An 11455-nucleotide genomic window follows, 5' to 3' on the forward strand; every position below is an offset into this window, starting at 1 on the left:
TAAACCTCGGACAGGTGCGAACATTGGCCGCCTTGCCGGCGCGTGGGGCAACAGAGTCAATTGCGCTTTGCCTGTCGCCGCGTACAGTGACACGACTTTCGATTCGCCCGCAGGAGCCCTTCATGTCCGACCGTTACCTCGCCTTCGCCAACTCCCCCACTGGCCGCCGCCTGGTCGGTGCCCTCGGCCTGCCGGCACCGGTGCGCCTGGAGCGCTGGATGGCCGGACGCGTGCGACCGGTGGATGGCGCCCTGTTGCTGGGCGGTGAAGGCGACCTGCTCAAGGCCGTGCTGCCCTTCGCCAACAAGCTCACCGATCAGCTGTTCGCCGCACGCGACGGCCAGCTGGAGCTGCCGCGCTGGACCGCCGAGCACGGCCCGAAACTCAAGGCGCTGGTATTCGACGCCAGCCACCTGACCCGCTTCGAGCAACTGATCGAGCTGCGCGACTTCTTCCAGCCCACCTTCAAGGGCCTGGCCAACAGCCCGCGCGTGGTGGTGCTGGGCCGCGCCCCCGAGTCGCTCAAGGACCCCGTCGCCGCCAGCGTGCAGCGTTCCCTGGAAGGCTTCACCCGCTCGCTGGGCAAGGAAATTCGTCGCGGCGGCAGCGTGCAGCTGCTGTATGTCGGCAAGGGTGGCGATCAGCAGCTGGAAGGTGCGCTGCGCTTCTTCCTCTCGCCCAAGAGCGCCTATGTCTCCGGCCAGGTGCTGCGCCTTGGCGCCTGCGCCGAACAGGTCAGGGACTGGACGCGCCCGCTGGCCGGCAAGAAGGCCCTGGTCACCGGCGCCTCGCGCGGCATCGGCGCCTCCATCGCCGAGGTGCTCGCCCGTGACGGCGCCGAGGTGGTGCTGCTCGACGTGCCACAGGCGGCCGATGCGCTGCAGGCGTTGGCCGCGCGCCTGGGTGGGCGGGCGGTGACCCTGGACATCTGCGCCGAGGACGCGCCGCAGCGCTTGGTCGAGGCGCTGCCCGAGGGCCTGGATATCGTCGTACACAACGCCGGCATCACCCGCGACAAGACCCTGGCGAAGATGAGCGATGCCTTCTGGAACTCGGTGATCGACGTCAACCTCAAGGCGCCGCAGGTGCTGACCCAGGCGCTGCTGGACGCCGACAAGCTGCACGACAACGGCCGCGTGGTGCTGATCGCCTCGATCAGCGGCATCGCCGGCAACATGGGCCAGACCAACTACGCGGTGAGCAAGGCCGGCGTGATCGGCCTGGCCCAGGCCTGGGCGCCGGCGCTGGGCAAGAAGGGCATCAGCATCAATGCCGTGGCACCGGGGTTCATCGAAACGCAGATGACCGCGGCCATTCCGCTGGGCATCCGCGAAGCCGGACGACGGATGAACTCCATGAGCCAGGGCGGCCTGCCGCAGGACGTCGCCGAGGCCGTGGCCTGGTTCGCCCAACCGGGCTCGGGCGCGGTGACCGCGCAGGTGCTGCGCGTGTGTGGGCAGAGTTTGTTGGGGGCTTGATAACGTTACGGTGGTGGGCTGAAGCGGATCGCCGCCCGGCCCACCCTAGGGGCGCATGAGGTAGGGTGCGCCGCGCGCACCGCGGTCATCAGCTGAAGCCGGCAGGGGCGTGGGTGCACATGGCGCACCCTGCCCGGGATCACGCCTTGCCGCGCTTGCGAAACTCCACCGGCGTTTCGCCGACCCAGCGCTTGAACGCGCGGTAGAAGGTGCTCGGCTCGGAAAAGCCGGTGCGCTCGACTATCACTTCGATACGCTCGTCGGTCTTGAGCAGCAGCTCCTTGGCCAGGCGGCAGCGGTAATCGGTGATCAGGTCGTTGAAGCGCACGCCGGCCATGGCCAGGCGCTCACGCAGACGCCGCGCCGGCATGTTCAGGCGGCCGGCTACCTGCTCCAGCGTCGCGCCGCCGTCGACCAGCAGCTCGGCGATCAGCTCGCGCACCTGACGCACCAGATCCAGCCGCTCCACCTCCGCCAGTTGCCGCCGCGCCAGCGACTCATGCATGCGCAGCAGTTCCGGGGCGGCGTGGCGCGAGGCCTTGTTCAGCACAGCGGCATCGAAGACCAGCGCGCAGTCCTCGGCGCCCAGGCGGGCCGGACAGCCATAGGTGGCCTGGTAGCGCTCGGCGGGCGCGCCTTCGGCATGCATGAAGCGCACTTCGCGCGGGCGAAAATCGTTCTCGGTCAGCGCGGCGAACAGACGGATCACCGCGCCGGCCAGCATTTCCGGAAAATGCCGCGGCGTTTCCGCGTCCATGCCCAGGGTCAGCACGGCCACTTCGCCACTCACGTCCAGGCGCGCATTGAGGGTGTCGGAAAGCAGGCGCACATAGCGCAGGGCATGGCGCAGGCCGGCGCCGAAGGTTTCGCTGGAGAGAAACAGATATTCCAGCAGCAGGCCATGGAAAGCCGGCAGGTGCTGGGCCAGGTACAGGCCTACATGCTCCTCGCCACATTCTTCGCTGGCGGCCTTCCAGAACGCCGCCTGCGCCGCATGGGGGAAACGGCCGGCCGGCAGCCCGCCGGGCGGCAGGCCAACGCGCACCAGCACGCGGTCAGGATCGGTTCCGCTGGCACGCAGGGCATCGATTACCGGGCGCATCAGCGCCACATCGTCGGTCAGATCACGCATGATTCCTGCTGTTCTTCTTATTCGTGAGCATTATTCGTGAACCGCGCCATCTTAGGGGCAGCGAGCCGCCGCGCGCAAACCGCGCAGCAGACCGATTGACTGCCCTGCGCACACGCTGGGCAGAACAGCCAATGCCAGCACGGGTCTGAGGGTTAAGCTGCTGCCATCCCTTCGCCAAGGAGTTCGCCAATGGCCATCGACTGGCTCGATCTCGACACCCCACCTGCCCTGCCCGGCCTGTTCCTGCGCGCCGCGCTGCGGCGCAAGGTCACCGGCCGTCAGCTGCCCGACCTGGGCCTGCGCTGCCGCGTGGACATCGATCCGCAGCACCTGGCGCGCTATCGCCAGGTCTGCGGCCTTGCCGAGAGCGCCTATCTGCCGCCGGTGTATCCGCACATCCTCGCCTTCCCATTGCAAATGCAGCTGCTCACCGACCGCCGCTTCCCCTTTCCGCTGCTGGGCCTGGTGCACCTGGAGAACCGCATCCGCGTGCTGCGTCCGCTGGGCGGGCTGGGGCCGTTCCAGGTCAGCGTGCAGGTGAGCGATCTGCAGCCGCACGACAAGGGCGCCACCTTCAGCCTGATCACCCGACTGGAGGACCAGCTCGGCCTGCTCTGGGAAGGCGACAGCCGCATCCTCTGTCGCGCCCTGCGTCTCGAGGGACAGCCGCAACCCCGAGCCGAACAGGAGCCTCTGCCGCTGGCACCACTGGCCGACTGGGCCGTGCCTGCCGATACCGGCCGGCGTTACGCCCGCGTGGCCGGTGACTACAACCCGATCCACCTGTATGCCGTGACGGCAAAGCTGTTCGGTTTCCCCCGCGCCATCGCCCATGGCCTGTGGAACAAGGCCGGCAGCCTGGGCGCGCTGCAGGCGCACCTGCCACTGGCCGGGTACGAGGTGGAGGTGCGCTTCCAGAAACCGGTGCTGCTGCCGACCCATGTCGCCCTGCAGGCCAGCGAGCCGGCCGCAAGCGGGCAGTTCCGCCTGATCGGCGAAAACGATACGCCGCATATGGCCGGGAGCTGGCAGCCGCTGCCTGCCTGACGTAGCCCGGATGCAATCCGGGCTACGGGCCATGCGCTCCCAGCAACGACTTGCGGTCGCCCCCGTTCGGGCCGAAGCTATGCGGCTCGACAGGAGCCGCACCATGAACATCGCTGCACTCACCGCGCGCATGCACGCCATTCGCGATCACAACGACTGGCGTCGTTACCAGAGCCCGAAGAACCTGGCCATGGCCGCCAGCGTGGAAATGGCCGAGCTGGTGGAAATCTTCCAGTGGCTGAGCGAGGAGCAGTCCCGCCAGCTGTCCCCCGAACAGCTCGCCCACGCCGGGCAGGAAGTGGCCGACGTGGTGCTCTACCTCCTGCAGCTGTGCAGCGAGCTGGGCCTCGACATGAACCAGGCCGTGCTCGACAAGCTCGCCGACAACGAACGGCGCTTCCTCAAATGAGCGACCGCCACTTCGACGAACTCGCCACCCGCTTCGCCGAGAAGATCTACGGTGGCGCCAAGGGTGCCATCCGCCTGGCCGTGTTGCAGGCCGACCTGGCCGAAGCGCTGCCGGACCGTCCGCTGCGGGTGCTGGATGTCGGTGCCGGTCTCGGTCACATGAGTCTGTGGCTGGCCGGGCGCGGCCATGACGTCACCCTGGCCGAACCCGCCGAGCCCATGCTCGAAGGGGCGCGCCAGCGCTTCGCCGAGGCCGGGCAGCGCGCCACCTTCATCCAGGCGCCCTGGCAGGAGTTGCTCGGCCGACTCGATCAGCCCTATGACCTGGTGCTGTGCCACGCCGTGCTGGAGTGGCTGGCCGAACCGGGCGCCATCCTGCCGGTGCTGCACCAGCTGACGGCCAAGGGCGGCTGGCTGTCGCTGGCCTTCTACAACAAGGACGCACTGATCTACCGCAACCTGCTCAAGGGGCATTTTCGCAAGCTGCGCAAGGAACGCTTCGCCGGCGAGGGCCAGAGCCTGACCCCGCAACGCCCGCTCGACCCGCGCGAGCTGGCCACGCAACTCGGCGAGCACTGGCAGGTCGAAAGCCGTAGCGGCGTGCGCGTGTTTCACGACTACATGCCGCAGGAATTTCAGGCCAAGGCCGAGCTCATCGACCTGCTGGAAATGGAGCTGGCGCACCGCCGCCACCCCACCTTCGCCGGCCTCGGCCGCTACCTGCACTGGGTCTGCCGGCCCCTTTGAGCGCATTGGACGAAGCCGGCAGCCCGGCGTAGCCTGAAGCCATCGGGGAAGTCGCGCGCGACCACGGAGACGACCATGCGCACCGCCATAACCTTGTTCATCCTGCCGCTGCTGGTGGCCTGCCAGAGCCAGAACCCCTACCAGGCCGAATCGCTGCCGATGCCGCCGGCGCCGCCTGGCGCTGCCAGCACCTTCGACCGCAGCGCCTACCCCGCGCCACCGCGAGACTACGGCCGCTACCGCAGCTGGAGCTGGCTGGACGGCCGCGCCCCCGGCGGCGAGCAGTTGGCAGACAGCGTCAGCGCCGGTCTCGATCAATACGGCCTGCGTCCGGCGCTCAACGGCCCCGGCGACCTGCTGGTCCGCGCCTACATCAGCCAGGAAACCCGTCTGCGTCAGTACCAGGACAACGTCGGCGGCTACTATGGCACCGGCAGCCACTGGGATCGCCGTTACGGCGCCTACGGCAGCGTGCCCATCGTCCGCACCTACGAGCAGAGAGTGGCGGTGGTGCGCATCGAGCTGATCGACCCACGCGACCATCAGGTGGTCTGGTCAGGCAGCGGCGAAGCCGTCGCCGGCAAGGACCAGGCGGCGCAGGCCGATGCCATGCGCGCGGCCATCCGCGCCGCCCTCGACGGCTACCCTCCCTATTGATCGACTGCTTCCGGAGAGCATCATGCGTACCCTGCCCTACCTGCTCCTCGCCCTGCTGCTGAGCGGCTGCGCCAGCGTCAGCCTGGAGCGCGACTTCGACCCCAGCCGCGACTTCGCCGCCTACCGCAGCTGGAGCTGGATGGAGCAGCGGCTGGCCTATCAACCCGACGATGCCCGCCTGAAAAGCGACATCACCGAGGCCCGCATCAGCCAGGCCGTGGCCGAACAGCTCGACCAGCGCGGTCTGCGCCAGGCGGCCGATGGCCAGGGCGACCTGAAGGTGCAGAGCGTGCTGATCGTCGACGAGCGCCAGGACCAGATCACCACCCAGTACGGCGGTGGCTGGGGCGGCTACTGGGGAGGGTATTGGGGCGGCCCGGCCTTCACCGAAACGCGCCGCGTGGACTACAAGGTCGCCACCCTGCAGATCGATCTGTACGACGCCCGCGACGGCAAGCTGGTCTGGCGTGGCAGCGGTGAGCAGGTGATGCGCAGCCAGCCGCCCAGCCCGGCGGAACGCGAACGGGCGATCCGCGAAACCGTCACTCAGGTGCTCTCGCAATATCCACCGCGCTGAACAAGGATCATCCCGCTTGAACGCAAACCTGCAGCACCGCCCGGCCACGGCCGCCGACCTTGGCGAAGTGGTCGGCTTCCCGCAAAACGCCGAGGAACTGTTCTTCTGCTACCCCAAGGCCGTCTGGCCGCTGAACGTCGGCCAGCTCGCCGCCGCCATCGCCGAGCGCCGCGACAGCACCGTGGTCGAACTCGGCGGCAGGATCGCCGGCTTCGCCAACTTCTACCAATGGCAGCATGGCGAATTCTGCGCCCTGGGCAACCTGATGGTGGCGCCCTGGGCACGCGGCCAGGGCGTGGCGCAGTACCTGGTGGAGGTGATGGAAAATCTCGCACGCGAGCGCTACAAGGTGCCGCTGATGAAGGTTTCCTGCTTCAACGCCAATGCCGGCGGCCTGCTGCTCTACAGCCGCCTGGGCTACAACGCCGTCGGCATCGTCGAGCGCCGCGCGCCCGATGGCAGCCGCGTCGCCTTGGTGCAACTGGAAAAGCCTCTGCCGTAACGCCCTTCATCTCGCTTGTCCTTTCTGGAGTTGCCCATGAATCATGTCAGCGGCTGGCTGCTCGCCCTGCCATTCATCGCCGGCGCCGTGCTGCCGCTGCAGGCCGGCATCAACGGCCAGCTTGCCCGCCATCTCGCCAGCGTGCTGGCCGCGGCGTTGATCTCCTTCAGCGTGGGCGGCCTGGCGCTGCTGCTGATGACCCTCAGCCAGCGCGAAATGCCCGGCCTGGGCGCACTGAGGGAACTGAGCTGGTGGCACTGGAGCGGCGGTCTGCTCGGCGCCTTCTTCATCGCCACCGCCGCCTTCGCCGGGCCGCGGGTCGGTGCGCTGCTGTTCATGGTGCTGGTGATCGCCGGCCAGCTGGCCATGGCCATCACCCTCGACCATTTCGGCTGGGCCGGCTTTCGCGAATCGCCGGTGACCCTCGGCAAGGTGGCCGGGCTGCTGCTGATCGTGGCCGGTATCTGGCTGATCCGCCGCGGCTGACGAATGGCGAACAGCTACTGGCAATTAGACATCCTGCGTCTGCGCAAAAGGCGTTATGCTCGAGCAAGCAGTTCCTGTGATCACAAAATATTTTCGGGAGAAGGTGCTGCCCTCGCCTGCGCCGCACCGGAGGCGGCCGTCAGGCAAGGCGGGCCACGACCATGACCGACGCCGAAGTACCGCGCCAGCCCAACACCTTCGCCCTGTGGCGCGAAGTGGACGACACGCGCATCCGCACTCGCCTGGGCGGCTTCTTCTACCTGCTCGCCTGGCTGCTCACCTGGGGTTTCAGCGCCTCGCCCGGCAGCCTGCTGGCCAGCGGTCTGCTCGGCTCCATCCTGTTCGCCGCGCTGCTCACGGCGCGCCTGCTGCATCGTCCGCACGGCCTCGACAGCCCGGTGCAACTGCAGCGCTGGCTGGATCACCACTGGGGGCTGATCCTGCTCACCGCCCTGTGCTGGGGCCAGGCCCACGCCTGGGTGCTGTACCGCAGCGAGTACGACGACTCGGAGCTGATCGCCACCCTGGCCACGGTGGCCTTCAGCACCGCAATGACCTTCAACTTCGCCATGCGCCGCGGCCGTGCACTGTTGGCGCTGGCCCTGCTCTACCTGCCCGGCCTGGCGGTCATGGCGCTGAACTGGCAGAGCATGCACGCCATGCTGATCACCCTGACCTGCTACCTCGGCTATCTGATTCTGGTGCTCGGCCGCAATCACCGGGAATACCGCGCCACCCTGGAGCTGGAGTTGAAACTGCTGGAGCAGCAGAGCCAGCTCGATCTGCTCAGCCGCACCGACAGCCTGACCCAGCTGGGCAACCGCTATCAGTTCAACAACCTGTTCCCCAGCCTGGTGGCCAATGCCCTGCGTCAGGGCGAGCCGCTGTCGCTGGTGCTGCTGGACATCGACTTCTTCAAGAAGGTCAACGATGAGCACGGTCACGCCGGTGGCGACGCCTGTCTGAGTGCCTTCGCCGAACGCATGCGCCAGGTGTTTCGCCGTGACGGCGACGCGCTGTTGCGCCTGGGCGGCGAGGAATTCGGCGTGCTGCTGCCCGGCACCACCCTGGCCCAGGCCCGGGAAATGGCCGAGCGCTTTCGCCAGGAGCTGGAAAGCGAAGGACTGCAACTGGCCGACCAGCGCCTGAAACTGACCACCAGCCTCGGCGTCGGCAGTTTCGACAAACGCCAGGACAGCGATGCCGACGCCTTTTTCAAGCGCGTCGACAGCGCCCTCTACCGAGCCAAGCGCGAAGGCCGCAACCGTCTGGTTGCGGCTGATCACTGAGACCCGCTGATTGCGGATCGCGCGGCACGCCTACCCGGCCGCCGCCGTTCAAAGCCTGAACTTGCCCATCTGTCCGGCCAGGTCATCGGCCAGGCGACGCAGGGTCTGGCAATCCTCGCGGCAGGCTCGCACTTCGCCTGTAGTGGCATGCGCCAGGTCGGCGATGCCCTGCACGTTGCGGTTGATTTCCTCGGTCACCGAGCTCTGCTCCTCGGTCGCCGCCGCTACCTGGGTGTTCATGTCGCTGATGCGCTCGACCTGCTCGGTGATCGCGCCGAGCGACTGCCCGGTACGCTGGCTGGCCTCGACCCCGGTACCGGTCGCCGCCTGCCCCGCGTGCATGGAGCTCACCGCGGTGTCGGCGCCCTGCTTGAGGCGCTGGATCATCTGCTGGATCTCGTCGGTGGAAGCCTGGGTACGGCTGGCCAGGGTGCGCACCTCGTCGGCGACCACGGCGAAACCGCGGCCCATCTCGCCGGCCCGCGCCGCTTCGATGGCGGCGTTGAGCGCCAGCAGATTGGTCTGCTCGGAGATGCCGCGGATCACCGCCAGCACCTGGTCGATGGAGGCGACCTGCTCGGCCAGCTCGGCCACCGCCTCGGCGGCGCTGCCGATATCGGCGGACATCCGCTCGATATGGGCGATGGATTGCCCCACCACCTGGCGGGCGGTCTTCGCCTCGTCACGCGCCGTGTGCGAGGACTGCGCGGCATTGCTGGCGTTGCGCGCGATCTCCTGCACGGTCAGGCCCATCTCGTGCACGGCCGTGGCCACCATATCGGTCATTTCCTGCTGCTGCCCGGCGCGCCCGGCGGTGTTCTCCACCACCTGCGCCACCTGCGCGACCGCCGTGCGCAGGCGTTCGCTGGTGGCCAGCACGTCGCCGATCAGCTCGCGCTGGCTGCCCAGGAAACGATTGAAGCCGCGGGCCAGGTCACCCAGCTCGTCGGCGCGCGACTCATCCAGCCGACGGGTCAGGTCGCCGCCACCGCCGCCGATTTCCACCAGCGCCTGGGTGACCTGGCGAATCGGCCGCACCAGCCCGCGCGCCAGCAATACCACCAGGCCGAGGAACAGCAGCGCCACGGCGACGCCGATCAGGCTGGTCAGCAGCAGCGCCTGACGCGCCTCGGCATAGATCTCCGCCTCCGGCACCTCGCTGACCAGCAGCCAGTCCAGGCTGGCGAACTTCTGCGCCACGGCGAGAAAGGTTTCGCCGTCGCGCTCGAAGCGCACCGCACGGCTGTCGCCAGCCAGCACCTGGCGGCCGGCGTCGGCGCCGAACAGCTCAACGAGCCTGCCGCTGCCGCTCAGCTCCGTGCGCGGGTGCACCTTGACGTTGCCCTGGCTGTCGATCAGAAACACCTGGCCGCGCGTGCCGAAACGGAACTCGCTGATCATCTTCGACATGTCCGCCAGGTTGTAGCCCAGCCCGGACACACCGAGCGTCTTGCCGCCCTGCCTGATGCGCTGATTGATGAACAGCGTGGGCAGGCGCGTGGTCTTGTCGATATCGATCTCCAGCACGCGGTCGCGGTCGCTGTCGACCAGGCGATAGAACCACTGGTTCTCTGCCTGACTGCGGTCGAGGGTGCGCATCAGCCCTTCACCGGTGGTGTAGTTGCCGCTGGCCAGGGCGACGATGGAGGTGGTCATGGCGTTCTGCTGGGCACGCACGCCTTCCAGGTAGCGAGCGAACTCGTCGCGTCGCGCAGCGTCTTCACCGGCGGCCAGCCAGTCCTGCACCAGGCTGTTCTCGGCAATCGAGGCGTTGGCGGTGATCGGTGCGGTGAGCACGCGTTCCAGATCGTTGCGGATCGCCAGCACCCGCGCCGGTAACGCCTCTTCGATCAGGTAGCGCTCGGTCAGACGATTGACCACCGCCGAGTAGATGCCCACGACGATCAGAATACTGGCCAGCAGGGCAGCGCCCATGCTGAGTATCAACTGCCACTGAATACTGCGTTGCCATAGAAGCATAGGGCACTCCAGAAGTTCGCCAGACACATTGGATACAATTGTGTCCACAATATTACAGACAAGACCACGCGCAAACCGTATCGGCGCTCAGGGGCAAGAAATAAGGGGCAATCCGTCGTTTTCAGACGTGCGGTCGGCCCCGGTCATTCACGGCAGCAGGTCCTGATCGGCCAGCAATCCCGCGGGCGGCTCATCGGGAAACCAGCGCAGATGGATGCGCGCGAAGCTGCCGTCGTGCTTCATCGCGTCGAGTTCCGCCTGCCAGCGCTGCACCAGCACCGGGTCGGTGCCGAGGGAGAAGGCGATATAGCTGCTGGTGCGCATGAAGGTATGCACATGTTGCAGGGCATCCGGCGCCGCGCCCACCTCCTGCAGCAGGCCCGGCAGCAACTGGTCCTCGTAGACCATCAGAGGCACCCGCCCCAGCAGGGTCATGCGCACCATTTCGTGGGGTTTCGGCACCAGCTCCAGGTTGCTGAACCCCAGCCGCACCAGCACCTGATGCGAATACCAGTCACGCGGCACGGCGATGCGCCCCAGTTGCCGGGCCTCTTCCAGACTGGTGACCGGCAGCGCCTCGCCACTGCGGGCGTACAGACTGGTGCGGGTACTGATGATCGGCCCGACCCAGCGGAACAGCGTCTCGCGCTCGGGGGTGCGCACCGTCACGAACAGGCCGACGTCGGGCTGGGTGGTCGCCATCCGGTAGCCGCGCGCCCAGGGCACGCTGAGAATCTGCGCGCGGCTGTCGGTGCGCTGCAGCAGCTCCCGGACCACCTCGACGGCCATGCCGTCAGGCTCACCGGCCTGGCTGAAGTTGATGGGCGGATTCTCTTCCGTATAGAGCACCAGCTCCGTCGCCGAGAGTTCGGCACAAAGCAGCGACAACAGCAGCAGGCGCAACAACCCAGTCATCGCTCGTATCACCCGTGCGAACTCTGCCTGCTGAGTTTAGCCAGCAAAACGCCATCTGGGGTGGCCGCTCAACGCGTCACCTCGAACTGCACACGGGCGGTCTGACCCGCCTCGTCGAGCACGCTGAGCTGATGCTGCCCGGGTTCGAAGGCATGACTGAAAGGTGCATCCATCGCGCTGTCGCCCAGCGGCCGACCGTCGACGAACCACCAGCGCCGGCCGCTGCCGCCCAGGGCG

13 protein-coding genes are annotated in these 11455 nt (G+C 67.7%); 9 read left to right on the forward strand and 4 right to left on the reverse strand.

What is annotated here, in order from left to right; all coding sequences use genetic code 11:
• Positions 1–122: 122 nt before the first annotated feature.
• Positions 123–1478 carry a 3-oxoacyl-ACP reductase gene (locus N7333_RS15115; protein ID WP_129482836.1) on the forward strand — a complete coding sequence of 452 codons (1356 nt, stop codon included), beginning with the start codon at positions 123–125 and terminating at the stop codon, positions 1476–1478.
• A gap of 139 nt (positions 1479–1617) precedes the next feature.
• On the opposite strand, the gene N7333_RS15120 is transcribed toward N7333_RS15115, so the two are convergent.
• Positions 1618–2610, reverse strand: coding sequence for an AraC family transcriptional regulator (locus tag N7333_RS15120; RefSeq protein WP_003242668.1), 993 nt, complete (start codon positions 2608–2610; stop codon positions 1618–1620).
• A 189-nt stretch (positions 2611–2799) separates the two neighbouring features.
• Here N7333_RS15120 and N7333_RS15125 point away from each other — a divergent pair, with 189 nt between their 5' ends.
• From N7333_RS15125 to N7333_RS15160, 8 genes are all read left to right on the forward strand, one after another.
• Positions 2800–3657, forward strand: a complete 858-nt coding sequence (locus tag N7333_RS15125) for a MaoC/PaaZ C-terminal domain-containing protein (protein WP_003242666.1) — start codon at positions 2800–2802, stop codon at positions 3655–3657.
• A 103-nt stretch (positions 3658–3760) separates the two neighbouring features.
• Positions 3761–4066, forward strand: a complete 306-nt coding sequence (locus tag N7333_RS15130; RefSeq protein ID WP_003242664.1) for a nucleotide pyrophosphohydrolase — start codon at positions 3761–3763, stop codon at positions 4064–4066.
• Positions 4063–4812, forward strand: coding sequence for a methyltransferase domain-containing protein (locus tag N7333_RS15135; RefSeq protein ID WP_129482835.1), 750 nt, complete (start codon positions 4063–4065; stop codon positions 4810–4812). Before N7333_RS15130 ends, N7333_RS15135 begins: the two co-directional genes overlap by 4 nt.
• A 75-nt stretch (positions 4813–4887) precedes the next feature.
• Entirely contained in the window at positions 4888–5469 is a 582-nt protein-coding gene (locus N7333_RS15140) for a DUF4136 domain-containing protein (RefSeq protein ID WP_129482834.1), read from the forward strand.
• Between the two features lie 19 nt (positions 5470–5488).
• Positions 5489–6046, forward strand: coding sequence for a DUF4136 domain-containing protein (locus N7333_RS15145; protein WP_232460463.1), 558 nt, complete (start codon positions 5489–5491; stop codon positions 6044–6046).
• Between the two features lie 16 nt (positions 6047–6062).
• On the forward strand, positions 6063–6548 hold the full coding sequence (locus tag N7333_RS15150; RefSeq protein WP_129482832.1) for a GNAT family N-acetyltransferase: 486 nt from the start codon (positions 6063–6065) through the stop codon (positions 6546–6548).
• A gap of 36 nt (positions 6549–6584) precedes the next feature.
• Positions 6585–7034, forward strand: a complete 450-nt coding sequence (locus tag N7333_RS15155; protein WP_011920912.1) for a DMT family transporter — start codon at positions 6585–6587, stop codon at positions 7032–7034.
• 161 nt (positions 7035–7195) lie between these two features.
• Positions 7196–8323, forward strand: coding sequence for a GGDEF domain-containing protein (locus N7333_RS15160; protein WP_129482831.1), 1128 nt, complete (start codon positions 7196–7198; stop codon positions 8321–8323).
• Between the two features lie 48 nt (positions 8324–8371).
• Here N7333_RS15160 and N7333_RS15165 read toward each other — a convergent pair whose 3' ends face one another.
• The 3 genes from N7333_RS15165 to N7333_RS15175 all read right to left on the reverse strand — a co-directional run.
• Positions 8372–10303 (reverse strand): methyl-accepting chemotaxis protein, encoded by a 1932-nt coding sequence (locus N7333_RS15165; RefSeq protein WP_003242652.1) that lies wholly within the window; start codon positions 10301–10303, stop codon positions 8372–8374.
• Positions 10304–10450: 147 nt separating this feature from the next.
• Positions 10451–11218: a transporter substrate-binding domain-containing protein gene (locus N7333_RS15170; RefSeq protein ID WP_011920909.1), complete on the reverse strand. Its 768-nt coding sequence runs from the start codon at positions 11216–11218 to the stop codon at positions 10451–10453.
• A gap of 68 nt (positions 11219–11286) precedes the next feature.
• The coding region (locus tag N7333_RS15175) for a hypothetical protein (RefSeq protein ID WP_279859051.1) at positions 11287–11455 on the reverse strand (169 nt) is incomplete at its 5' end.

The sequence above is a fragment of the Pseudomonas sp. GD04158 genome, assembly GCF_029834875.1.
GTDB classification, from domain to species: domain Bacteria; phylum Pseudomonadota; class Gammaproteobacteria; order Pseudomonadales; family Pseudomonadaceae; genus Aquipseudomonas; species Aquipseudomonas hydrolytica.